Raw genomic sequence first — 23,339 nt, 5'->3', positions numbered from 1 at the left:
CTATGTTAGTGATACTTGACTATTCTGACCACGCTAAAAAAAGATTGGGAGTGATTTATGACCAACGCTATTGATTCCACACTGAGTGAAGACCGTCTTTTTGCTGTGCCCGAGGCATTTGCTGCCCAGGCTAACATGACCGCCCTGCAATTTTTGGAACTGCAGCAAAAGGCGGCTGAAAACCCCCAACAGTTCTGGGCGGATCTCGCCCGACAGCATCTGCATTGGGATCAGGAATTTCACACGGTACTGGACGCGTCAGAAGCGCCTTTTTACCGATGGTTTGGCGATGGCACCCTCAATGTCGCCTATAACTGCCTGGATCGTCATCTGCAGGGGGCACAGCGTCACAAGGCTGCGCTGATCTGGGAAGGAGAAACAGGCGAAGTCCGCACCTTTACTTATGCGCAATTGCATCGGGAAGTGAGTGTTTTTGCCAATGCTCTCCGGCATCAGGGTGTAAACAAAGGCGACCGGGTCGCCATTTATATGCCCATGGTCCCCGAGGCGGTGGTGGCCATGCTCGCCTGCGCCCGCCTGGGAGCCATTCATACCGTGGTATTTGGGGGCTTTTCCGCCGAGGCCCTCAAGGATCGACTGGAAGATACGGCAGCCATTGTACTGATCACCGCCGATGGGGCCTGGCGTGGCGGCAAGAATGTGCCCCTCAAGCATCATGCCGACCAAGCCTTGCTGCGCGAGCATGAACACTCCGTGAAACGGGTCATTGTGCTGCGCCGCACGGGTGCCGACATCGACATGCAGGAAGGCCGGGATATCTGGTGGGATGAAGCCATCCAGGGGCAAAGCAGCGATTGTCCGGCGCTGCCCATGTCGGCTGAAGATCCTTTGTTTATTTTGTATACCTCGGGCAGTACCGGTAAACCCAAGGGGGTATTCCACAGCAGTGCCGGTTATCTGCTCTGGTCATTGCTGACCACCCGCTGGTCTTTTGACCTCAAACCCGAAGACGTGTACTGGTGTACGGCGGATGTTGGCTGGATTACCGGACACAGCTATGTGGTCTATGGCCCTTTGGCCAACGGCGCGACCATCTTCATGTATGAGGGCGCGCCCATGTATCCCCAACCCGATCGTTTCTGGAAAATGATCGCCCGCCATGCTGTCAGCGTTTTTTATACCGCACCCACTGCCGTTCGCGCATTCATGAAAATGGGCGATGAATGGCCCGCCAAACATGATCTGTCCAGTCTACGTCTGCTGGGGACCGTGGGCGAACCCATGAATCCCGAAGCCTGGATGTGGTTTTACCAACAGATAGGGGGCGGTCGCTGTCCGGTGGTGGACACCTGGTGGCAGACGGAAACCGGCGGACACATGATCGCTCCGCTGCCTGGAGTTTCTGCCAACAAGCCGGGTTCCTGCGCCCTCCCCTTGCCCGGTATTGTCGCCCGGATTGTGGATGATCGGGGTAATGCCATAGATCTGCCCGATGCCGGTGGGTATCTGGTCATGGAGCAGCCCTGGCCAGGTATGTTACGCGGTGTTTGGGGGAATCCCGAGCGCTATATCGAAAGTTACTGGGCCAAATTCAACAATCGCTTTTACGTTGCTGGAGACAGTGCCCGCAAGGACGAGGATGGTTACTTCTGGGTCATGGGCCGTATTGACGACGTACTGAATGTATCGGGTCATCGTCTGGGAACGGCAGAAATTGAATCCGCTTTGGTAGCACATCCTGCTGTGGCGGAAGCAGCCGTGGTGGGTATTCCTCATGAAATCAAAGGAGAAGCCGTTTGTGCTTTTGTGGTACTGAAACATCAACATCAAGGCGATGATCGGGATGAGCTCCACTCGGCTTTACGCGTACAGGTGACCGAACTCATTGGAGCCATTGCCCGACCCGATGATATTCGCTTTACCGATACGTTGCCTAAAACCCGCTCCGGCAAAATCATGCGCCGATTATTACGCGCCATCGCCCGGGGTGAGCAAGTCACCCAGGACATCAGTACTCTCGAGGATGCGGGCACCCTGGAACAGCTGGGCGCCCAGCAGGAAAACGCCGCTCAGGATCAGTGCAGCCGGCGCGGATTGAAGCTGAACTGATCGCCTTCGAGTTCCACTTCAATGAGATCACCCGGACTGAAATCGCCGCGCAGCAGACGCTGCGCAAGAGGATTTTCGATCTCCCTCTGAATGACCCGCTTAAGGGGGCGGGCGCCGTAAACCGGGTCGTAACCCACTTCGGCCAGGTGGTCCAGTGCGCCTTCACTGAGGACCAAGTCCATATCCCGCTCTTTCAGCCGTGAACGCAAAGCACCCATCTGCAGGCTGGTGATTTCTCGCAGTTGCGTGGCGGTCAAAGGATGGAAAATGACCATTTCATCAATACGATTGAGAAATTCCGGACGGAAATGACCCTGGACCACATCCATCACCGCAACACGCATGGCATCATAATTACCACTCCGGCTGAACTCCTGAATCCGGTCGGAAGCGAGATTGGAAGTCATGACAATGACCGTATTACGGAAATCCACGGTACGGCCCTGGCCATCGGTCAAGCGGCCATCATCCAGGACCTGCAGAAGGATGTTAAACACATCGGCATGGGCTTTTTCCACCTCATCCAACAGCACCACCGAATAAGGTTTACGGCGCACGGCTTCGGTCAGATAACCGCCTTCCTCATAGCCCACATATCCGGGCGGGGCACCAATCAGGCGGGCTACCGAGTGTTTCTCCATGAATTCACTCATGTCGATGCGCACCAGCAGATCTTCACTGTCAAAAAGAAATTCGGCCAGGGCCTTGGTCAGTTCGGTTTTACCGACCCCGGTGGGGCCGAGAAACAGAAAGGAGCCATTGGGACGGCGCGGATCGGAAAGCCCCGCCCGGGAACGGCGAATGGCATTCGCCACGGCGGAAACCGCCTCGCTTTGTCCAACCACTCGCGCCTGCAAGCGTTCTTCCATTTTCAGTAATTTCTCTTTCTCACCTTCCAGCATCTTGGAAACCGGAATACCGGTCCAGCGGGCCACCACTTCGGCTATTTCTTCTTCGCCGACTTCGGTCCGCAAAAGCGTCGGTTTTTTGGCTGTCGCAGCTCCATCCTGGGATTCCGCCGCCCGTAGTTGCGCCTCCAGCGCCGGAATGACGCTGTATTGCAATTCCGCCATGCGTTCCAGATCGTTGGCGCGACGCGCGGTGTCCAGATCGACGCGTTTGCGATCCAGTTCCTTCTGGATTTGGGAAGTGCCCTCAATGGTCAGCTTTTCGCTTTTCCAGACTTCTTCCAGTTCCTGATATTTGTTGTCCAGTTCCTTGATCTGATTTTGCAAAATATCCAAGCGCTTGCGACTGGCTTCATCTTTTTCTTTTTCCAGGGCGACTCTTTCAATATTCAATTGAATGATGCGTCGCTCCAGTTCATCCAGTTCCTGAGGTTTGGAATCAATTTCCATTTTGATCCGGGACGCGGCTTCATCCATCAGGTCAATGGCCTTGTCGGGCAGATTGCGATCAGAAATATAGCGATGGGATAGCTGTGCCGCCGCCACCAGCGCCGGGTCGGTGATGCGCACACCGTGATGGGCCTCATAGCGTTCCTTCAGTCCTCGCAGGATGGCAATAGTGTCCTCCACACTGGGTTCATCCACCAGGACCCGTTGGAAGCGTCGTTCCAGCGCGGCGTCTTTTTCGATGTATTTCCGGTATTCATCCAGAGTGGTCGCGCCGATGCAATGCAGTTCGCCCCGGGCCAGCGCCGGTTTGAGCATATTGCCCGCATCCATGGCCCCTTCAGCTTTACCTGCGCCTACCAAGGTATGAATTTCATCAATGAAAAGAATGATTTTCCCTTCACTTTTTTCAAGGTCGGTGAGCAGCGCTTTAAGCCGTTCTTCAAACTCACCCCGGAATTTGGCCCCCGCAATCAAGGCGCTCAAATCCAGACCCAAAAGGCGTTTGTCCCGCAAGGATTCGGGCACTTCGCCATTGACCATGCGCAAGGCCAGACCTTCGACAATGGCGGTTTTGCCAACCCCCGGTTCGCCGATCAGGACTGGATTGTTTTTGCTGCGGCGCAGCAATACCTGAATCGTTCGGCGGATTTCATCATCACGGCCGATGACCGGATCGAGCTTGCCCTGACTGGCGCGTTCAGTGTAGTCAATGGTGTATTTTTCCAGTGCCTGCCGCTGCTCCTCCGCATTGGCGTCCTTGATTTTTTCCCCACCATGCAGATCATGTACGGCTTGTTCCAGATCCTTGCTGGTCGCCCCTGCACCTTTCAGCAGGCGCCCGGCTTCCCCCTTGTCTTCCAGGAGGGCGAGCAGGAAATGCTCGGTGGAAATAAAGCTGTCACCACGCTTCTGACTGATTTTATCGGCCAGATTGAACATGTTATTCAGATCGCGGCTGACCTGGACCTCTCCGGGTTGACCATGCACTTTGGGCATGCCTTCCAGAGCGCGGTTCAGTTGATTGCGCAAGGCATCCACCTGCACCCCGGCTTTGGCGAGCAGTGGGCGGGCAATGCCGCCTTCCTGATCCAGAAAAGCAATCAAAAAATGGATAGGTTCAATTTGTTGATGGTCCTGGGCCAGAGCCAGACTCTGGGCATCCTGAAAAGCCTGTTGAAATTTGGTGGTCAATTTATCGGTGCGCATGGACAAGCTCCGTGAAATGAATGTTGACCATCACATGGGATCAGATGGTCTTTTTTTCAAGTGCAGGGTTGCGTTGCAGCCCTTTGATCAAAAACACAGTGGCGAAGAGGGCTAACAGAGCGGCAGCAGCAAAGGTCAGGTGCCCGCCCCAATGGGCCCAGGACCAACCCGACGCGAGGGCACCGACGCCACCACCCAATCCATAGACCATGCTGGCATAGAGCGCCATCCCCCGGGCGCGCAGGGCGCCGGGAAAACGTTCGGCAATCCAGTGTATGGCTGCCAGGTGAAACGCCGCATAACTGGCGGCATGGAGACTCTGTACCAGAATGATCCACAGCAAACCCGGCCACCAAGCAATCACTCCCCAGCGCAAGGCGGTCAGCACAAAGGCCGCAGTAAACACGACGGGGATGCCGAGGCGCCGAATAAAGCGGTCTCCCCACCAGAAAAAAGCCACTTCACACAGTACCGCAAAGCCCCAAAGCAAACCGACGCTACTGCTGCTGAGACCATGGGCTTCGGCATAAATGGAATAAAACGCATAATACACTCCATGACTGGCCTGTTCCAGCAAACCCGCCAACAGAAAAAACCAGAGCCGGAGATCGCGCAAGACGGGTGTCATGCGTGGCCTCTGCTGCCTGGACGAAGGGACATGGGTGGCGTAAGGGAGATGGCGGCTGACCCACCAGGCTAGCAGCAGAAACAGGAGAATACCGGGTAAAAAAGTCCGCATCCCCCAAAGACTGATGAGTACCCCCATTCCCAGGGAAAGCACAATGAATCCCAAGGAACCCCAGAGCCGGATGCGCCCATAAGAGGCCGCGCGACGCTGCGCCCAATCCATGGTTGTCGCATCCACCAAGGGAAGAGTTGCCGCCCAAAAAAATGAAAAAGCCAGAGTAATCAGCAAAATGGCCAAAAAACTTCCAGCGCTGAACTCCAGTGCCAAAAAACCAGCGGCAGTGAGCAAGGTGCCGAGTATGACAATCTGACGACTCCCCCAAAAATGGGAGAGCCAGCCCCAGAGGTTGGGGGCGAGGACTTTGCTGAATTGTACGGCGGCCGTAAGAATGCCGATGGCCAGGGGAGTCTGTCCGGTGGAATGCAACCATGGACCCCAATAGGGCATGAAAGCACCCAGTGCACAGAAGTACACGAAATAGAAGGCAGCCAGCCAGCCCCCTTCTCTTTCAATGCCCATGATGGATCCTGGATCTGCTGCTGAGGGTGTGGATGATTTTGGTTTTACCCAGAAATAGGGGGAAGCGGGGGTTTTACGTCCCCATTCTGGGCACGATGACGCATCCAGTGATCCATCACGGTCAGAGCGAGCATGGCTTCCACAATGGGTACCGCACGAATGCCCACACAGGGATCATGCCGGCCCGTGGTCACCACTTCAGTGGGCTGCCCATGAATATCCATACTCTGGCGGGGAATGCGGATACTGGAAGTCGGCTTGATGGCCACCGAAACCAGCAGGTCCTGGCCAGAAGAAATGCCGCCCAGTACGCCTCCGGCATGATTACTCTGGAAGCCAGCGGGTGTCAGGACATCGCCGTGCTGGCTGCCGCGTTGCTCCACGACGGCAAAGCCATCGCCCATGGCAACCGCCTTGACGGCATTGATGCTCATCATGGCCTTGGCAATATCCGCTTCGAGACGATCGAAGACAGGTTCACCCAAGCCCACCGGCATGTGTGAAACCCGGGCATCCACTCGCGCGCCAATGGAATCACCTTCCTTGCGCAAGGCATCCAGAAATTCGGCCATGCGTTCAGCCGCCAATGCATCGGGACAAAAAAAGTCATTCCGAACAATTTCAGGGGCATCAAAAGTCTGGGCCTGCACATGCCCCATCTGTGCCAGCCAGGCGAGAATTTCCACGCCCAGACGTTCTTTCAGAAACTTGCGGGCCACCGCCCCGGCCGCGACTCGGGTGGCGGTTTCCCGGGCAGAGGAGCGGCCGCCGCCCCGATAATCCCGGAGCCCGTATTTTTGCAGATAAGTATAATCCGCATGTCCGGGTCTAAATTGGTCCTTGATCTTGCTGTAGTCCTGAGAGCGTTGATCCGTGTTGCGAATCAGCAGACCAATAGGGGTACCGGTGGTCACCCCTTCAAATACACCGGAAAGTATTTCTACCTGATCTTTTTCCTGGCGCTGGGTGGTGTGACGCGACCGCCCTGGACGGCGTCGATCCAGATCACCCTGAATATCTTCGGGGGTCAGACGCAGTCCGGGAGGGCAGCCATCAATGATACAGCCAATGGCGGGGCCATGACTTTCGCCAAAGGTGCTGACCCGGAAACATTCACCGATGCTGCTCCCGGCCATGATCTATTTTTCCATTTCAATCATGGCATAAGCCGAATGGTTATGAATGGATTCAAAGTTTTCCGAAGAGACGGAAAACCATTGCACGCGGGGATCCTCCTGCAAACGCAAGGCAACATCCCGGACCATATCTTCGACAAACTTGGGATGATCGTAGGCGTATTCAGTCACAAATTTCTCATCGGGACGCTTGAGCAAGCCAAATAACTCGCTGGAGGCTTCACCTTCAATCAGATCAATGAGATCACGCACCCAGATGCTTTCCTGGCTGCGCACATGGACCCAGACATGGGCCCGTTGATTATGGGCACCATAATCCGAAATACTTTTGGAACAGGGGCAAAGACTGGTTACGGGCACCATGACGCCCACCGTCAACTGATACCCCTTTGGGGTGATTTCACCGATCAACTCGACTTCATAGTCCAGCATGCTTTTGACGCCGGAAACGGGGGCTTTTTTTTGCACAAAAAACGGCAGGCGTATTTCCATTCGCGCAGAGTCGCTTTCCAGGCGGGTACGCATCTCTTCGACGATGGCCCGGAATCCTTCCACGCTGATGGGTTCATCGTACATGTTGAGGATTTCCATAAAGCGCGACATGTGTGTGCCCTTGAGATGCGCAGGCAAGCTGACATACATGTTACACAGGGCAATACTGGGCTGTATGGCCCCATTCCTGTCCGCAAACTGCAGGGGGTGTCTGACGGCACGTATGCCGACCCGCTGAATGGGAATGGCACGGGGATCCACCCGCCCCTGAACATCTTCGAGCACTTCAGTCGCGCAAATACTCACGCATACCTCACTTTGAATAGTAAACCAATTCGGTCAGATACTACCTGTGACCTGACTGGCGGGCAAGGGATTCCAGCAATGTTCTCCCCGCTTCGGTAATTCCGGCGGCATCCAGGCCCAGTTCGGCGTGCCACTGATGGACATCTCCTTGCTCAATGAACCGGTCGGGCAAGCCGAGAATACGCATGGGGAGCATCTGTCCCTGGTTGAGCAGATATTCGGCCACCGCCGAACCAGCCCCACCGGCAATAACCCCCTCTTCCACCGTGATCAGGGCCTGATGGGTCCGGGAAAGCGCATTCAACAGATCGTGATCCAGGGGTTTGACGAAGCGCATGTTGATGACGGTGGCATCCAGCGCTTCTCCAGCCTGTAAGGCCGCAGCAGCACGGGTACCAAAAGCGAGAATGGCGAGCTTGTTCCCGCTACGGAGGGTTTCTGCTTTGCCCAGGGGAATCTTGCGCTCCAGGTTTTTATCCAGCTCCAAACCCACGCCATTACCCCGGGGGTAGCGCACCAGTGCCGGGCCGGGATAGGCAAAACCGGTATTCAGCATGTCCCGCAATTCCTGTTCATCCTTGGGAGCCATGATCACCAGGTTGGGGATGCAGCGGGCATAGGCCAGATCGAAGGCACCCTGATGGGTCGCTCCGTCGGCGCCCACCAGACCCGCGCGATCAATGGCAAAAAGGACGGGCAAATTCTGGATGGCCACATCATGGAGCAGCTGATCATAGGCACGCTGCAGGAAGGTCGAGTAAATGGCAACTACCGGATGGATGCCATCGCAGGCCATTCCCGCCGCAAAAGTCACCGCATGTTGCTCGGCAATACCTACATCGTAATAGCGCTCGGGATAAAGCTGCTCAAAACGCACCAGTCCCGAACCTTCGCGCATGGCCGGGGTAATGGCCACCAGACTGGACTCCGCGCCCCCCTTGTCACAAAGCCAGTCACCAAAAACCTTGGTATAAGTTGGCGGAGCACCGACTTTTTTGGTCATTTTCCCGTCACGCTGATTAAAGGGCGTTACCCCATGATAGGTGCAGGGATCTTCTTCGGCAGGGCCATAGCCCTTGCCTTTTTTGGTCATCACATGCAAAAGACGCGGACCCTCTATATTTTTGAGGTTTTCCAGGGTGGGAATCAGGGCGTCCAGATCATGCCCATCAATGGGACCATAATAATGGAAACCCATTTCTTCAAAGAGGGTGCCAGGTGTCACCAGTCCCTTGACGCCCTCCTCGGCTTTTTTGGCCAATTCCCGCAGGGGCGGCACCAAACTGAGGGCCTGCCCGGCGCCATCCCTGACCGTATTGTATAAACGCCCCGAGAGAATACGGGTCAGGTACTGGGAGACCGCGCCCACATTGGGGGAAATGGACATTTCATTGTCATTCAGCACGACCAGCAAGTTGGCATCCAGTACACCGCCGTTATTGAGGGCTTCATAGGCCATGCCGGCCGTCATGGCGCCATCGCCGATAATGGCGACGACTTCCCGATCCCGTTTTTTTAGTTTTGCAGCGACGGCCATACCCAGACCGGCACTGATAGAGGTGCTGGAGTGCCCGGCGCCAAAACTGTCGTAGGGACTTTCATCACGTTTCAAAAAGCCGGAAAGTCCATCTTTCATGCGTAGTTGCTTGAAGCGCGGTCCTCTGCCGGTGAGAATCTTGTGGGGATAGGCCTGGTGGCCGACATCCCAGACCAGGCGATCATCGGGGGTATTGAAAACTGTATGCAAGGCCACTGCCAGTTCAACCGTACCCAGGCAGGAAGACAAATGCCCCCCGGTCTGGCTCACGGATTCCAGAAGAAACTGGCGGAGCGCCTTGGCCACACCTTTCAGTTCAGCGCGGGACATTTTCCGCAGCTCTTCGGGCATGGGGATGCCCTTCAACAAGTCTGTCATTTATTTCGCTCGACGATGAGGCGCGCCAAAGCGCGCAGATGATCCGCCTCATGCTTCCAGCCTTGCAGGGCTGTCAGCGCTTCTTCCAACAGGCGATGCGCATAATTCTGGGCTTCCTTGAGCCCGAGGAGAGTCACAAAACTGGGCTTGTTACGGCTTCGATCCGCCCCTTGCTGGGCTTTTCCGGTTTGCTGGAGATCGCCGATTTCATCGAGGATGTCATCCTGCACCTGAAAAGCCAGCCCGACACGATCGGCGTACTGCAAGAGTAAACCAGCCTGCTCCGTATTTTCCGCAACGCCGGCAGCGCACAGGGACAACTGAATGGCGCAACGGATCAGCATCCCGGTTTTGTGCAGGTGCATTTGTTCCAGGGCGGGCAAAGTCAGTTCATGGCCGACGGCGGCAAGATCGATGGCCTGTCCGCCCACCATTCCCCGGGAACCCGCCGCCTGGGCCAGTACCGCCAGCATGCGCACCTGCCTTTCGGGCTCCATCCCCCAACCCGGCTCGGAAAGCACGACAAAGGCTTGGGCCTGCAAGCCGTCACCCACAAGGATGGCGGTCGCTTCATCGTAAGCCTTGTGACAGGTGGGTAGGCCACGACGCAAATCATCATTGTCCATGGCCGGGAGATCATCATGCACCAGGGAGTAGGCATGAATCATTTCCAGAGCGGCAGCGGGACGATCCAGTTGTTCCGGAGCGATACCCAAACAGAGTCCGCTGGCATAAACCAGCAAGGGCCGAATCCGTTTGCCGCCACCCAAGGTGCTGTAGCGCATGGCGGCATGAAGCCGGGCCGGCAGGGTATGCTCATCAGGCAACAAGCCTTGCAGGACGGTTTCGACGCGGGATACGGCTTGTTGACGAAATTCGGCAAAATTCTGGGTGGTTACCAGAGCTTCCAGAGTCATTTTATGATTCATCCTGAGTCATCGGGGTGGCATTTTCTCCCAGCAGAATTTCTACCGTCTGGCGCGCCTGCTGCAGTTGCGATTCGGCACGTTTGGCGAGATCCATGCCCTGCTTGAAAAGGGCTACGGAGTCTTCGAGACCCAATTGCCCGCCTTCCAGACGGCGCACCGTCGCCTCCAAGGCATCCAGGGTACTGGCGAAGTCAGCGGGCGTATCTGCCGAAGAGTTTGTATTATTCATGTCATTTTCCATGTTTGCCAATTAAACACTAGGCCCCGTACCTGGGGCAAGCGCAAAAAACAAGGTTCATACTGGACGGTAGGTTCATCGGACACTACCATATTTCGTCTGTTTTCACTTTATCATAAGGCTGTATCACACATGTCCATACAGAAGACGGCCCAAATGGCTACTCTGCCCAGGCAGGAGGGTACTCGCTTTGACGTGCTCGGTGCCATCAGCCTGTCGCATTTTCTCAATGATAGCATTCAATCCTTGATGTTGGCTGTTTACCCCCTGTTCAAGGCCCATTTTGACTTGAGCTTTGCCCAGATCGGACTGATTACCCTGGCCTATCAATTGACGGCTTCCATCATCCAACCGCTGGTGGGGCGCTACACCGATGGACATCCATTACCCTTTTCCCTGCCCATCGGCATGGTATCCACTTTTGCCGGATTGCTGTTACTTTCCATAGCGCCCAATTACGCCATCTTGCTGCTTGCCGCAGCCATGGTGGGACTTGGTTCCTCGGTATTCCATCCGGAATCCTCCCGGGTCGCGCGAATGGCATCAGGCGGTCGTCATGGCCTCGCCCAGTCCATTTTTCAGGTGGGAGGGAATGTGGGCACGGCAGCAGGCCCGCTCCTTGCGGCTTTCATTGTCATGCCCAATGGTCAAGACAGTTTGTCGTGGTTTTCCCTGGCAGCACTGCTGGCCATTGTCATTCTGACTTTTGTCGGACGTTGGTACCAACACCAGCATCGCCTGCCCAAAAAGCCGCGTGCAGTAACGCGGGAAGCGGTATTGCCCGCAAAACTGGTCAAACGCAGTATCGCCATCCTGGCGGCCCTGATGTTTTCCAAATTTCTCTATTTGACCAGTATCAGCAGTTATCTGATTTTTTATTTGATGCAGCGTTTTCACATTGCCACCCAGGAAGCCCAGTTGCACCTGTTCATTTTTCTGGCGGCTGTGGCCGCAGGCACCTTGATGGGCGGGCCCATTGGTGACCATATTGGCCGTAAAAAGGTCATTTGGGCCTCTCTGCTGGGCATTGCCCCGTTTACGCTGGCCTTACCCTACGTCGGCTTGACCTTGAGTGCCCTGCTGACCGGCATCATCGGATTTTTGCTGGCCTCGGCCTTTCCGGCGATAGTGGTTTATGCCCAGGAACTGGTGCCCGGCAAGGTCGGGACCATTTCCGGCTTGTTTTATGGGCTGGCGTTCGGCTTGGGTGGCGTGGGTGCAGCGGTTTTGGGAGAACTGGCAGATATCTGGAGCATTCAGGTGGTTTATCAGATATGCGCCTTTCTGCCACTGCTGGGTCTGTTGGCGGTTTTTCTCCCCCATATTCCGAGTGCTCGGGAAAGCACCCGTTAACTGGCTCTGGCTTTACTCACGGCGACTGTTAGGACAAGCTACGCACTGCCGCCCGCCTCGCGCGGGCCTCTTTCTTGAGCGGCGCAGCCGCGAGGTTAGGACGATTGGCCTTTGCTGAACAAAAGTTTTACTTTCTGATTCCCGAGGAAAAACCCCATTGGAGCGAGAGTCTCGTCCCATGGCTGGTCATTTCTGCCATCGTCATCGCCCTGACCCTGTTTTTGCTGATCCACGTACAGAAACCCAAACTGCAGGCCTTGCAAAACAAGACCGAAGTCAACAAGACTTTTCATATCATGCCCTTACCCAACAAAGCCTTGGCTCCGAGTCTGGTAAAACCTCAGGTAGTTCCTCATCCCCGGCCGCTAGTGAAGCCTCATCCGGCAAGACCCCAGACACGGCCCCAGCCGGTGCCTCGGCCCATGCCGCGCCCGCTTCCTCGGCCCGTGCCTCAACATCCGCTGCCTCAATCCCATGCCACGACGCAAATACCACAACCGAGCGCGCCACCGGTACAGCAAAATACCCAACCCTCCGGTCCACCCCATATCAATCTGGGAAGATTGCAGGAACAAATGGATCAGGCCGCGCGCGAAGTGACTGCCAGCCCGCCTTTACCCAAATTTAAAAATCCGAAAGGCCCGGTTGCCGACTTTTATATCGCGGGCTGGATTCAAAAACTGGAACGGATCGGGGACCTGAATTACCCAGGCTCTCTGGTTGGTCAATTGAAAGTCAAGGTGGTGCTCAATCCCCAGGGCAATCTGGAACGCATCATCATGGTGGACCCTTCGGGCAACAAGGAGCTGGATGCAGCGGCAAAGCGCATCATTCGCCTTTCCTTCCCGTATATGCCTTTTTCCAAACAACTGGCCGCCCAGACCCGGAAAATTGAAATTCCCCTGAACATGCACTTCTTGGGGGTGCGCCGTGTAAATGCCTGGTAACTATCCATGAGGAGATTGTTTTGAAAAAACCGAAAATAGGTACATTCTTATTCGCGTTGTTTCTCGTACTCTGGGCGGCCGCCATGGTGGCTCTCGTGGTGATCGGATTCACCAATATTCAACCGTCGGGAATCGGTAGTGCAACTACGGCTTCCAGTACCTCCGCTGCCGTCGAGGAGAATGCTCATGGATAGTCTCCGTATGGCCAGAATCCTGGGATGGGCGGGGACCATCCCCCTGATCATTGCCAACTTTGGGGTCTGGAAAGGTTACGGCCTGGTAGCCCTGACCCTGGGAAACATGTACGCCGCCATCGTTCTGGGTTTTCTCGGAGCCATACATTGGGGGCTGGCCATGAACCGGGAAAATGCAACGGACGCACCCATGATGATGATCTGGAGTGTCATTCCGGCATTATGGGGGTTTTTTGCCCTGTGGTGGTCAGCGCCCGTAGCCTTGTCTCTGCTGATTCTGGGATTCATCGCCCAATGGTTCGCTGACTTTCGCCTGAACAAACGCTTGGACCTGCCGGACTGGTTTTTGCCTCTGCGCAGCGGTTTGACCGCGGCAGTCGTTAGTCTGCTGGGCTTGCTGCTGCTGCAGTTGTATGCCGGATTTTAGCTTCGGATGGTAAACATCGGGTATAAGTCACCGGAAGGCAAACCGGCGTGATTTTTCAGTGGGTCTGACCCTGCTGACTAGCGATTTCCTCGCGTACCTGGTCCATGTCCAGAGCGAGTGCCTGCTGAATCACTTCTTCCAGAGCACTGGCCGGCAGTGAGCCCGCCTGGGAGAAAATGCCGATCTGCTGGCGGAAAATGATCAGGGTGGGAATGGAGCGAATCTGAAAGGAAGCGCCAAGCTCCTGCTCCACATCCGTATTGACCTTACCGAAAACAATCTCCGGATGCTTTTCGGCTGTGGCCTCGAAGGTCGGGGCAAAGGCCTTGCACGGGGCGCACCAGGGTGCCCAAAAATCCACGATGACCATGTCATTGTCAATCACGATCTGTTCAAAATTCTCCTGGGTAAGTTCCACTACGGCCATGCTGAATCCTCTTGAATATCACAATACGCAGAATTGCGCCGGGCAGACGGGACCATCCCGAATGACAGGAAATTGATATATGCTGACCTTAAAGCGCGCAACTGATGGGGTCAAGGCATGACATTTTTGGATGAACAGATTCCGGTGCTTTCGGTGACAGCACTGAATAACACCGCCCGGGAAATCATCGAAGGCAACTTCCCGTTGCTGCGGGTCGAGGGGGAAATTTCCAACTTTACCGCGCCCGGCTCTGGTCACTGGTATTTTTCCCTGAAAGATAGCAACGCTCAGGTACGCTGCGCCATGTTTCGACAACGCAATACCTACAGCCGAATGCAGCCCCGCAATGGCTTGCGGGTGCAGGTGCTGGCCCAACCGACGCTGTATGAAGGCCGAGGCGAGTTTCAACTGATTGTGGAGCAGATTCAGGAATCGGGTGAAGGCGATCTGCAAGCCCGTTTTGTTGCCCTGAAAGAAAAGCTGGCTGCCGAAGGCCTTTTTGAAGCACGGCTCAAACGTCCTCTGCCGATCTGGCCGCAGCGGGTTGCGGTTATCACCTCGGCGACGGGAGCCGCCTTGCAGGATATTCGGGCCACCCTGGCGAGGCGTTGGCCGCTGCTCGCCATTCTGGTATATCCGGTGCTGGTGCAGGGAGAGCAAGCCAGCGCCCAGATTGTCGAAGCCCTGCGCAAGGCCAGTACCAGGCAGACGGAAGATGTCATCATTCTGGCCCGAGGCGGTGGCAGCGCCGAAGATCTCTGGTGTTTCAATGAGGAAGACGTAGCGCGGGCCATCCGTGCCGCCGCCCTTCCCGTAGTGACAGGGATCGGTCATGAAATTGATTTCACCATTGCCGATTTTGCCAGCGATTGGCGTGCCGCGACGCCTACGGCTGCCGCAGAGGCGGTCAGCCCTGATCGCAACGAATGGTTACCCAGAGTCCAGGATCAGTATCGCCAATTGGCAAGGCAGATGCGCAGAAAATTACAGGATGATGCCCAGCGTCTGGATTTCTTGCGCATGCGTCTGCGTCATCCTGGAGAGGGACTGGAAGCGGCGCAGCGGCGTCTTGCCCTAGCCCGACAACACCTGTCGCGGGCCATGAATTTGCGCGAAACCTTCTGGGCACAGCAATTTGCCTATCTGGAAGCACGCCGCCGGCGTCAGGATCCCGTACAGCACTTGCAGACATGGCAAAAACAGTTGGAGGATAGCCGCAACAAACTGTGTCAGATCATGCTGGACATTTTGCGGCGCGATCATCTGCGCCAACAACAATCCAGCGCTGCACTGCGTCTTCTGGACCCTTTGGCGGTCTTGCAAAGGGGTTTCGCGGTATTACGGGATGCCTCTGGCAAGGTGCTGTTCAGCAGTGCGGACACCCAGCCTGGTGATACTCTGCAAGCCATCCTTGCCCGGGGCAGTCTGCATTGCCAGGTCATGGATTCCAATTCCGAAACAGACTGAACCTCCACCAGGGGAAGCATCCCAAGCTATCGACAAAAGCCAGGCTATCGCTTTACTCTTTCCACTCGCTGCCGCTGACTCAGTGGTGTGAATTTTTCAGAACAGGGTGGATGCCCTGCCATTTCAAGGAGTCTTCATGACCAATCCACAAGTCGTACTGCACAGCAACAAGGGTGATATCGTCATTGAACTGGACGCCGAAAAGGCACCCAATTCCGTCGAAAACTTTCTGAGTTATGTGGATGAGGGTTTTTTTGATGGCACGATTTTTCATCGGGTCATTCCGGGTTTCATGATCCAGGGTGGCGGTTTTACAGCGGATATGCAGCAGAAAAAAACCCATGCGCCCATTCAAAATGAGGCCGAAAACGGTTTGAAAAACCTGCGTGGAACCCTGGCCATGGCCCGTACCAATGATCCCCACTCGGCCACCGCCCAGTTTTTCATCAATCTGACCGACAATGATTTTCTCAATTTCAAGGCCGCATCGGGCTCCGGTTGGGGTTACGCCGTATTTGGCAAGGTGGTCAGCGGTATGGAAGTGGTGGACGAGATCGCCAAGGTTCCGACCGGCAATAAAGGCATGCATCAGGATGTCCCCAAGGCTACGGTGTCCATTGACAAGGGCGAACGGGTAGCCCCGGCCTGAGAGCATGCATTACCTGGATGCGGACTTTGGGGAAGGACCGGTCTGGTTTATCTCTGATCTGCACCTCAGTCCCCAACAGCCTGCCCTGACCCGGCTTTTTCAGCAGTTTTGCGAAACCCGCGCCCAGGAGGGGCAGGCTCTCTTTATTCTGGGCGATTTGTTTGACTACTGGGTACACCCGGAGCAATCCCGGGAGAGCGCCTATGCCCAGGTGTTTACCCGTCTGCAGCAGCTTGCCGCAACCGGCACGCGCGTTTTTGTCATGGTCGGTAACCGGGACTTTGCCTTGAGCCAAAAGCTGCTGGCCAATTTTGATCTTCGGTTCATTCCCGATCCCTGTGCAATCCACCTGGGCCGGCAAAATATCCTGCTTACCCACGGTGATCAGCTCTGTTGGAATGATCGTCGCTATCTGTGGTTTCGGCGGGTGATTCGTCATCCGGTGATTCGCCTCAGTATTGGGAATCTTCCCTACCCCTGGCTGCAAAAACTGGCCAGCGGTCTGCGGCGCGGAAGCAGCCAGGAACTGCAGAAAAAAACGTCGCAAATGACGGATGCCCACCCTCTGGCCATTCAGAAGGCGCTGCGTCAGGGCATCGCTGGAAACCAGAGGGACAATGGCTTTGATGTGCTGGTCCATGGTCACACCCATCGTCCTGTCTGGGAAGAAACCCGCGACGGCTGGCGTATGGTATTGGGTGCCTGGAGTCCGGAGGCTGCAGGCATTGGGCGTTGGTCGGCCGGTCACTGGTCACTGGAAAAAATAACGCCCATCCCCTAGGCCGGATAAGAAGGAGGTACAAAAGCCATGGATAAACAAGGCCTCAGCAGTACTGAAGCGGCTGCGTTACGGCAACAATTCGGTCCCAACCAGCTTCCCGCCCCTACCCCGCCACGTTGGTGGCAGCAACTCCTGCAGCAATTTCGCAATCCCCTCATTTTCATCCTCAGCATTGCCGCCCTGCTCTCGGCTGTCCTGGGGTACTGGGTAGACAGCGCGATCATTGTGGTCGTGATTCTGGTCAATACCTTGCTCGGATTCTTGCAGGAAAATCGGGCAGAACACGCCATCGCCGCGCTGCAGGCCTTTATGGTGGAACAATCCCTGGTACTACGCGATGGGCATTGGCAAAAACTGCCGTCTACACAGTTGGTTCCCGGCGACTGGGTGCGCATTGAAAATGGAGAACGGATTCCGGCTGATCTGGAATTGCTGGAAGCGCACCATCTGCAAGTGGATGAATCCCTGCTGACGGGCGAATCCCTGCCAGTAGAAAAAGGCATATCCGCCGATGGCAAAGCAAGTCGCTTGCATGCTGGAACATTGGTCACCCGCGGCTCCGGAATCGGCAAAGTACGCACCATCGGAATGGCCACCGCCATGGGTCGTATTCAACAACTCATGGATCAAACCGAAACTCGGCAATCGCCCCTGCTCCTGCGCATCACCCACCTCTCCCGATTACTGAGTGCAGCAGTCTTATTGCTGGCAGCCATTGCTGCAGCCGTAGCCTGGAGCCGTGGCGACCATCTGGAATTTGCCATCCTGGCCGCCATCAGTCTGGCCGTGGCTATCATTCCCGAGGGCCTCCCGGCGGTGATTTCTATCACCCTGGCCTTGGGGGTGCAACGCATGGCCCGACAGGGGGCCATCATCCGGCAGTTGCCCGCCGTGGAAACCCTGGGTGCGGTTACGGTCATCTGCACGGATAAAACCGGGACCCTCACTGAAAACCGCATGGCTGTCCAGGAAGTACGTCTGGCTGAAGATACCCCTGAGGGACGACGCAGGGCCTTGGAGGTCATGCTGCTCTGTAATGATGCCGAGATTCTGGCCGATGGGCGCGGTAGTGGTGATCCTCTGGAACAGGCCCTGATCCGCCATGTACGGAAGAGGGAGGCGGGGCTGCTGCAAACGGCAAAACAATTTCCGCGCCTGGATACCCGGCCTTTTGATCATGAAAGACCGTATATGGCGACCCTGCATGCCGACCGTATCGCCATCAAGGGGGCTCCAGAATACGTTTTGCAGCATTGTCTGGACAGACAGAGTCAGGAGTTTGCCCTTTGGGAGGAAATCATTTCTGAAATGGCCAATCTGGGCCTGCGCACCATTGCTTTGGCCGAGGCCGGCCCGGCAGATTGGCCCACCCTGGATGCAGGAATCTGGCGTTGGCTGGGAGTGGCGGCCCTGCTGGATCCGCCGCGGCCAGCGGTGCCAGCGGCCATAGCTGCCTGTCGTACTGCCGGAATCCGTGTGATCATGGTTACCGGGGATCATCCCCGCACGGCAGCCACCATTGCCCGTCAGGTGGGTCTGATCGCAGAAAATGCCATTCAGGTGGTGGATCATGCGCAATGGCTCTCAGCCAGTCCGGCAGAGCGCCTGCACTTTGCCCAGGAAGTGAATGTATTCGCCCGGGTCCAGCCTGCGGACAAGCTGGAACTGGTCCAGGCCCTGCAAAGCAGCGGCGAAGTGGTGGCGATGACCGGAGATGGTGTCAATGATGCCCCCGCCTTGCGCCGCGCCCAAATTGGGGTGGCCATGGGTCTTTCCGGTAGTGCCGTGGCCCGCGAAGCGGCCGCCATGATTCTCGCCGACGATGACTTTTCCCATATTGCCAGTGCTGTCGCAGAGGGACGCCATGTTTACCACAACATCCAGCAAACCGTGCTGTTCATGTTGCCGACCAGTTTTGCCCAGGGGTTGATCATTTTCATCGCCGTTATTGGCGGGATCCCCCTGCCGATCACGCCCCTGCAGATTCTCTGGGTCAATACGGCGACCGCCGTAACCCTGGCCCTGGTGTTTGCCTTTATGGGAGCCAAACAGACTTACATGCAGCAACCCCCCAGGCCCCTCAAAGAACCCCTGATTACGAAATTACTCTGGTTGCGTATCGGCATCATGACCACGATGCTGGTCGCTACGGTATTTGTGGCATTTACCCAGGATAATGCGGCTTCGGGAACCCAGCATGCCCATACTCTGGCGGTAAATATTCTCATGGCCATGGAAGGCGGAGTCCTGCTCGCAATGTATGGGCGCTGGCGGCGGGACCGGGGTGACTGGATATTGCTCGGGAGTCTAGGCAGCATGATTCTGTTGCAGGTCCTTTTTTCACAATGGCCGCTCCTGCAAACCATTTTTCATAGTACCGCCATGTCCATGAAGGACCTGGGAACCATTTTCTTGACAACGCTGCTGGCCTGGGTGGTCACCCGGCTGAGCATGCTCATCCGGAAACACTGAAAACCTTCATCCTGATTCTGATCATGCTAGACTAGATTGTCATCATTACCGACCGGAGATTGCCCATGAAAATAGAACGGCTTCAAGGCAAGGCCAAACGACCCAAGCCCAGGCTAGGCGTATACCCCACGCGTATCGAAAAGGATCGCAGCATCTACAGCCGCAAGATCAAGCACCGTGGGCAGCAAGGTGCGCAGGGAGAGGGACATACCATGACGATGGAAGGTCGTCAGCGTATGCCCCTTTTCATGCACGCTAAAAGAGCGCATGGCCACATCGCTTAAACCCCAACCCGTAGAGTCGGGCTGGTTATTGCGCTGGTGGAAGGACTCGCTGATTTTGCTGCGCGCCTCACCCCGATCCTTTGCCCTGCTTTATCTGGTGATGTTGCTCATCAACATGGCCTGGCAGCCACTGGTATTGAGTATTCCCATCTCCTGTGTGGTGGTGGCCATTATATTTGCCGTAGCCATGGCCATTCATCAGGGCAGTACCCAGTTGACCGATGTGGGCCGCAGTATTCGCGATGTCCCCTGGTGGCCCCTCCTGCGACTGATTCTGGAAATTGCCCTGCTGGTAGCAGCACTACTGCTGCTGATGTTGCTATTCCGGCATTATCTGCAAGGGATTTTCAGTCAGGACCATATTTCCTCGGCGGCGACCCTGCATAACCTGAAATCCACAGACTGGCAGAAACTGCCCGATTGGTTGCGCTCACTCATCACCAATGCCCTGGGTACCGCCCAAACCATGCTGGGCAATGCCTTTCTGCTCCTGTCTGTGGGCGTTATTGTCACGGGTATCACCCCAAGGGGGTACCTGGCGCTGCTCGCCGGTTTCCAGGCGGTACTGGCCAATGTGCGGGTATGGCTGACCTTTCTGATCGCCAGTCTGTTGCTGCAGGGAATCATCACTTTCATTTCGGCCCGTCTGCATACCTACGCTGCCGCCCTGCTGGTATCGTTGCTGGGCGTTGCCTTACTGATCATGGTGGGGCTATATGGCTGGTGCTTTGTGCGAGAAACTTTTGGTCTGCCCGGTGCCCAGGTCGCCAAGGTGGCGGTTGCTGCAGCCCGGAAAAATGCCGCAGCCCATGCCTGAACCTTCTGTATCCTTGCCTTGAACCCATGTCTGGGATAGGACTCCATCTGTCCGATGTGTGGCTGGGCTTGGCCGCAGGACTGGCCGGTTTTGTGGACGCCATCGTCGGCGGTGGCGGCTTGATCCTGCTCCCGGCCTTATTTGCCGCCTTTCCCCAAGCCGTACCCGCAAGCTTGCTCGGCACCAATAAAGCCGGTGCCATCTGGGGTACCGGCGCGGCCTTTCTGTCCTATGCCAGACGGGTACACATTCCCTGGAAAACCGTTCTGCCGACCGCTCTGGCGTCTTTGACCGGGGCTGTGCTCGGGGCCGACCTGGTCAGCAGTATCAATGATGATGCCTTTCGGAAAGCGCTGCCTTTGGTGCTGACTGTCGTCTTTCTCTACACCCTGTTGCATCGACAAATGGGGCAGCTACATCGTCCCCGCTTCTCCCAGAGAACGGCCATCATACTGGGTACAGTCAGTGGATTATCTATCGGTTTTTACGACGGTTTTCTCGGACCAGGTACGGGCAGCTTTCTGGTGTTCGTGTTCATTCTCGTTTTTGGATTCGATTTTTTACATGCCGGTGCCAGTGCCAAGATCGTCAATTTCTCTTCCAATCTTGCCGCATTGACTTTATTTGCCAGCAAGTCTCTCGTCTTCTGGCATCTCGCCCTCTTTTTGGCTATCTGCAACATGCTGGGGAGTCTCATGGGTACGCGCATGGCCATGACCCATGGCACCGTTTTTGTCCGCCGCTTGTTTATCGTGGTCGTATTGTTGCTGATCGGCAAGACGGCTTGGGATGCTTTTGGTGGGTAGGGGATATTATGGATCATGCCTGCATCCAGCCGGCTCCCTATGGAATCGTCCACAAATTCCACAGGAAGACCAATCACAACATACCCTACTTCACTGTGCCGGCTTTTGAGCGTTGCTGTGGACGAATGACGGCTCCAGCTTTGCCGATGGCACTCAATACTGACTGCAGCGCAGCTTCGGTGGTATCTTCGCCAAACGACACCGCTGAGGCGCGCTCTCCCGACTCCAGACTGACCCGGGCGCAGGCCATGGCGCGGGCACCCGTACCGGCCTCCAGGGCGTGCTGGTCAAATTGCTCCACTTCCGCGTAGATCCCCGCCCTTTGAATCAAGGCATCGACCAGTGCGCCCACGGCGCCGCTACCCTTGCCCTGCAAAATGCGGGGATGGGCATCACTGCCCATGACCACTGTGGCGATGACCCTGTCTCCCTCACGTTGCAGGCGATAGCGCTGCATCTGCCAATCCCCATGATTCTGCACGAAGTGCTTGTCAAACAAGGCATATATTTGCTTTGCCGAGATTTCACCAGGCTGTTGCTCTGATACCTGCTGCACGAGGGCACTCAATTCCTGGGCCAGCCAGCGCGGCAAGGAAATGCCATAATCCCGCTCCAGCACATGGCTGACGCCGCCCTTACCGGACTGACTGTTGATGCGCACCACCGCTTCATAGTTACGGCCCAAGTCCGCGGGATCAATGGGCAAGTAGGGCACCTCCCAGATCGTCTGCTCCTGACCGTGACGGCGCTGGAAGCCCTTGCGAATGGCATCCTGATGACTGCCAGAAAATGCGGTATATACCAGTTCTCCAAACCAGGGATGGCGGGGCGAAACGGTCATGCCCGTACAGCGGGTATAAACCTCACTGATGGCACTCCCCATGGACAAGTCGAGCCGGGGATCCAAGCCCTGGGAGTACAAATTCATGGCCATGGTGAGCACATCCATGTTGCCGGTGCGCTCACCGTTGCCAAAAAGTGTCCCTTCAACCCGGTCGGCACCCGCCAAAATGGCCATTTCTGCGGCGGCGACGGCACAGCCCCGGTCATTATGGGTGTGCACACTGATTTTCACGTGTTCCCGCCCGCGCAAGTGATCGCAAAACCACTCAATCTGATCGGCAAAAACGTTGGGCATGGAAGATTCTACCGTGGCCGGCAAATTCAAAATGACCGGTTGTCCTGCTTCGGGATGCCAGACGGCCATGACCGCCTCGCAAATTTCCACGGCATATTCCAATTCCGTATTGCTGAAGCTTTCCGGCGAATACTGAAAAGTCCACTGGGTCTTCGGGAACAGTGCTGCTCCTGCCTTTACCCATTCGGCTCCGCGCACCGCAATGGCCTTCACCCCTTCCTTATCCAGACCGAATACCTGCTCACGCTGGACGGGGTTGGTCGAGTTGTAGACGTGGACAATGGCACGCTGTACGCCCTTGAGGGCTTCATAGGTCCGCGCAATCAGATTTTCCCGGGCCTGGGTCAAAACCTGAATGGTCACATCCTCGGGAATGCGGTCTTCTTCAATGATTTTGCGCACAAAATCATAATCCGGCTGGGAGGCTGCCGGAAACCCGACTTCAATTTCCTTGAACCCCATGCGCACCAGCAAATCAAAGAGTTCCATTTTCTGGGCCACACTCATGGGAGTTACCAGGGCCTGATTGCCATCACGCAAGTCCACGCTGGCCCAGATGGGGGCGTGATGCATCCGTCGGTTGGGCCAGCGACGATCCGGCTTGTGTACGGTCGGGAAAGCCCGATAGCGGTGATGATCGAAACTGCTCATGATACGTGCTCCTGCCTGTTCAAGATGATGGGAGTACTATACCCGTCAATCACCGACAGGTGCTTGCGA

General features: G+C 56.1%; 20 protein-coding genes. 11 read left to right on the top strand and 9 right to left on the bottom strand.

The genetic code is table 11. The annotated features are described in order from the left end of the window. Window positions 1–57 precede the first annotated feature (57 nt). On the top strand, window positions 58–2,070 hold the full coding sequence (gene acs, locus ACJU26_RS08120; RefSeq protein WP_414039191.1) for an acetate--CoA ligase: 2,013 nt from the start codon (window positions 58–60) through the stop codon (window positions 2,068–2,070). Here acs and clpB read toward each other — a convergent pair. From clpB to xseB, 7 genes are read right to left on the bottom strand one after another with little or no spacing between them, the layout of a single operon-like run. Continuing rightward, on the bottom strand, window positions 2,037–4,634 hold the full coding sequence (gene clpB, locus ACJU26_RS08115) for an ATP-dependent chaperone ClpB (protein WP_414039190.1): 2,598 nt from the start codon (window positions 4,632–4,634) through the stop codon (window positions 2,037–2,039). The two genes, acs and clpB, sit on opposite strands and share 34 nt — an antisense overlap. A gap of 40 nt (window positions 4,635–4,674) precedes the next feature. Further along, window positions 4,675–5,841, bottom strand: coding sequence for an MFS transporter (locus ACJU26_RS08110; protein ID WP_414039189.1), 1,167 nt, complete (start codon window positions 5,839–5,841; stop codon window positions 4,675–4,677). Window positions 5,842–5,885: 44 nt separating this feature from the next. Next, window positions 5,886–6,977 carry a chorismate synthase gene (gene aroC, locus ACJU26_RS08105; protein WP_414039188.1) on the bottom strand — a complete coding sequence of 364 codons (1,092 nt, stop codon included), beginning with the start codon at window positions 6,975–6,977 and terminating at the stop codon, window positions 5,886–5,888. A gap of 3 nt (window positions 6,978–6,980) precedes the next feature. Further along, window positions 6,981–7,775, bottom strand: a complete 795-nt coding sequence (gene folE2 / locus ACJU26_RS08100) for a GTP cyclohydrolase FolE2 (RefSeq protein WP_414039187.1) — start codon at window positions 7,773–7,775, stop codon at window positions 6,981–6,983. A 40-nt stretch (window positions 7,776–7,815) separates the two neighbouring features. Then, the gene (dxs, locus tag ACJU26_RS08095) at window positions 7,816–9,690 is read right to left on the bottom strand and encodes a 1-deoxy-D-xylulose-5-phosphate synthase (RefSeq protein WP_414039186.1); all 1,875 of its coding nucleotides are present in this window, start codon (window positions 9,688–9,690) and stop codon (window positions 7,816–7,818) included. Next, window positions 9,687–10,607, bottom strand: a complete 921-nt coding sequence (locus tag ACJU26_RS08090; RefSeq protein ID WP_414039185.1) for a polyprenyl synthetase family protein — start codon at window positions 10,605–10,607, stop codon at window positions 9,687–9,689. Before ACJU26_RS08090 ends, dxs begins: the two co-directional genes overlap by 4 nt. A 1-nt stretch (window position 10,608) precedes the next feature. Then, the gene (gene xseB / locus ACJU26_RS08085; protein WP_414039184.1) at window positions 10,609–10,848 is read right to left on the bottom strand and encodes an exodeoxyribonuclease VII small subunit; all 240 of its coding nucleotides are present in this window, start codon (window positions 10,846–10,848) and stop codon (window positions 10,609–10,611) included. 141 nt (window positions 10,849–10,989) lie between these two features. On the opposite strand from xseB, the gene ACJU26_RS08080 reads away from it, so the two are divergent. The 3 genes from ACJU26_RS08080 to ACJU26_RS08070 all read left to right on the top strand — a co-directional run bounded on the left by ACJU26_RS08080 (window position 10,990) and on the right by ACJU26_RS08070 (window position 13,778). Beyond that, window positions 10,990–12,210 (top strand): MFS transporter, encoded by a 1,221-nt coding sequence (locus tag ACJU26_RS08080; protein ID WP_414039183.1) that lies wholly within the window; start codon window positions 10,990–10,992, stop codon window positions 12,208–12,210. 104 nt (window positions 12,211–12,314) lie between these two features. Beyond that, window positions 12,315–13,157, top strand: coding sequence for an energy transducer TonB (locus tag ACJU26_RS08075; RefSeq protein WP_414039182.1), 843 nt, complete (start codon window positions 12,315–12,317; stop codon window positions 13,155–13,157). Window positions 13,158–13,343: 186 nt separating this feature from the next. Next, on the top strand, window positions 13,344–13,778 hold the full coding sequence (locus ACJU26_RS08070) for a DUF3429 domain-containing protein (protein WP_414039181.1): 435 nt from the start codon (window positions 13,344–13,346) through the stop codon (window positions 13,776–13,778). A gap of 55 nt (window positions 13,779–13,833) precedes the next feature. On the opposite strand, the gene trxA is transcribed toward ACJU26_RS08070, so the two are convergent. Beyond that, entirely contained in the window at window positions 13,834–14,205 is a 372-nt protein-coding gene (trxA, locus tag ACJU26_RS08065; RefSeq protein WP_414039180.1) for a thioredoxin, read from the bottom strand. A gap of 117 nt (window positions 14,206–14,322) precedes the next feature. Between trxA and xseA the strand changes: the two genes are divergently transcribed. The 7 genes from xseA to ACJU26_RS08030 all read left to right on the top strand — a co-directional run bounded on the left by xseA (window position 14,323) and on the right by ACJU26_RS08030 (window position 21,481). After that, window positions 14,323–15,672: an exodeoxyribonuclease VII large subunit gene (gene xseA / locus ACJU26_RS08060; protein ID WP_414039179.1), complete on the top strand. Its 1,350-nt coding sequence runs from the start codon at window positions 14,323–14,325 to the stop codon at window positions 15,670–15,672. A gap of 136 nt (window positions 15,673–15,808) precedes the next feature. Further along, entirely contained in the window at window positions 15,809–16,321 is a 513-nt protein-coding gene (locus ACJU26_RS08055) for a peptidylprolyl isomerase (RefSeq protein WP_414039178.1), read from the top strand. 4 nt (window positions 16,322–16,325) lie between these two features. Further along, entirely contained in the window at window positions 16,326–17,102 is a 777-nt protein-coding gene (locus ACJU26_RS08050) for a UDP-2,3-diacylglucosamine diphosphatase (RefSeq protein ID WP_414039177.1), read from the top strand. A 27-nt stretch (window positions 17,103–17,129) separates the two neighbouring features. Next, complete coding sequence (locus ACJU26_RS08045) at window positions 17,130–19,574, top strand: cation-translocating P-type ATPase (RefSeq protein WP_414039176.1); 2,445 nt, start codon at window positions 17,130–17,132, stop codon at window positions 19,572–19,574. 65 nt (window positions 19,575–19,639) lie between these two features. Then, entirely contained in the window at window positions 19,640–19,858 is a 219-nt protein-coding gene (locus ACJU26_RS08040) for a hypothetical protein (protein WP_414039175.1), read from the top strand. Continuing rightward, window positions 19,842–20,675, top strand: coding sequence for a hypothetical protein (locus ACJU26_RS08035; RefSeq protein WP_414039174.1), 834 nt, complete (start codon window positions 19,842–19,844; stop codon window positions 20,673–20,675). The genes ACJU26_RS08040 and ACJU26_RS08035 overlap by 17 nt, the downstream gene beginning before the upstream one ends. Before the next feature lie 26 nt (window positions 20,676–20,701). Next, window positions 20,702–21,481, top strand: a complete 780-nt coding sequence (locus ACJU26_RS08030) for a TSUP family transporter (protein ID WP_414039173.1) — start codon at window positions 20,702–20,704, stop codon at window positions 21,479–21,481. Between the two features lie 85 nt (window positions 21,482–21,566). On the opposite strand, the gene ACJU26_RS08025 is transcribed toward ACJU26_RS08030, so the two are convergent. Continuing rightward, window positions 21,567–23,270, bottom strand: a complete 1,704-nt coding sequence (locus tag ACJU26_RS08025; protein WP_414039172.1) for a 2-isopropylmalate synthase — start codon at window positions 23,268–23,270, stop codon at window positions 21,567–21,569. Window positions 23,271–23,339 lie beyond the last annotated feature (69 nt).

This window comes from Acidithiobacillus sp. M4-SHS-6 (assembly GCF_047421495.1).
Classification (GTDB): domain Bacteria; phylum Pseudomonadota; class Gammaproteobacteria; order Acidithiobacillales; family Acidithiobacillaceae; genus Acidithiobacillus.
Note: the sequence above shows the minus strand (reverse complement) of the source record. Positions and strands in the feature narration are given on the sequence as shown.

What these genes read in the sequence shown, in the direction of transcription:
- acs (WP_414039191.1), top strand. Translation starts at nt 58, where the DNA reads ATGACCAACGCTATTGATTCCACACTGAGTGAAGACCGTCTTTTTGCT.
- clpB (WP_414039190.1), bottom strand. Translation starts at nt 4,634, where the DNA reads ATGCGCACCGATAAATTGACCACCAAATTTCAACAGGCTTTTCAGGAT.
- ACJU26_RS08110 (WP_414039189.1), bottom strand. Translation starts at nt 5,841, where the DNA reads ATGGGCATTGAAAGAGAAGGGGGCTGGCTGGCTGCCTTCTATTTCGTG.
- aroC (WP_414039188.1), bottom strand. Translation starts at nt 6,977, where the DNA reads ATGGCCGGGAGCAGCATCGGTGAATGTTTCCGGGTCAGCACCTTTGGC.
- dxs (WP_414039186.1), bottom strand. Translation starts at nt 9,690, where the DNA reads ATGACAGACTTGTTGAAGGGCATCCCCATGCCCGAAGAGCTGCGGAAA.
- ACJU26_RS08090 (WP_414039185.1), bottom strand. Translation starts at nt 10,607, where the DNA reads ATGACTCTGGAAGCTCTGGTAACCACCCAGAATTTTGCCGAATTTCGT.
- xseB (WP_414039184.1), bottom strand. Translation starts at nt 10,848, where the DNA reads ATGAATAATACAAACTCTTCGGCAGATACGCCCGCTGACTTCGCCAGT.
- ACJU26_RS08080 (WP_414039183.1), top strand. Translation starts at nt 10,990, where the DNA reads ATGTCCATACAGAAGACGGCCCAAATGGCTACTCTGCCCAGGCAGGAG.
- ACJU26_RS08070 (WP_414039181.1), top strand. Translation starts at nt 13,344, where the DNA reads ATGGATAGTCTCCGTATGGCCAGAATCCTGGGATGGGCGGGGACCATC.
- trxA (WP_414039180.1), bottom strand. Translation starts at nt 14,205, where the DNA reads ATGGCCGTAGTGGAACTTACCCAGGAGAATTTTGAACAGATCGTGATT.
- xseA (WP_414039179.1), top strand. Translation starts at nt 14,323, where the DNA reads ATGACATTTTTGGATGAACAGATTCCGGTGCTTTCGGTGACAGCACTG.
- ACJU26_RS08055 (WP_414039178.1), top strand. Translation starts at nt 15,809, where the DNA reads ATGACCAATCCACAAGTCGTACTGCACAGCAACAAGGGTGATATCGTC.
- ACJU26_RS08050 (WP_414039177.1), top strand. Translation starts at nt 16,326, where the DNA reads ATGCATTACCTGGATGCGGACTTTGGGGAAGGACCGGTCTGGTTTATC.
- ACJU26_RS08045 (WP_414039176.1), top strand. Translation starts at nt 17,130, where the DNA reads ATGGATAAACAAGGCCTCAGCAGTACTGAAGCGGCTGCGTTACGGCAA.
- ACJU26_RS08040 (WP_414039175.1), top strand. Translation starts at nt 19,640, where the DNA reads ATGAAAATAGAACGGCTTCAAGGCAAGGCCAAACGACCCAAGCCCAGG.
- ACJU26_RS08035 (WP_414039174.1), top strand. Translation starts at nt 19,842, where the DNA reads ATGGCCACATCGCTTAAACCCCAACCCGTAGAGTCGGGCTGGTTATTG.
- ACJU26_RS08030 (WP_414039173.1), top strand. Translation starts at nt 20,702, where the DNA reads ATGTCTGGGATAGGACTCCATCTGTCCGATGTGTGGCTGGGCTTGGCC.
- ACJU26_RS08025 (WP_414039172.1), bottom strand. Translation starts at nt 23,270, where the DNA reads ATGAGCAGTTTCGATCATCACCGCTATCGGGCTTTCCCGACCGTACAC.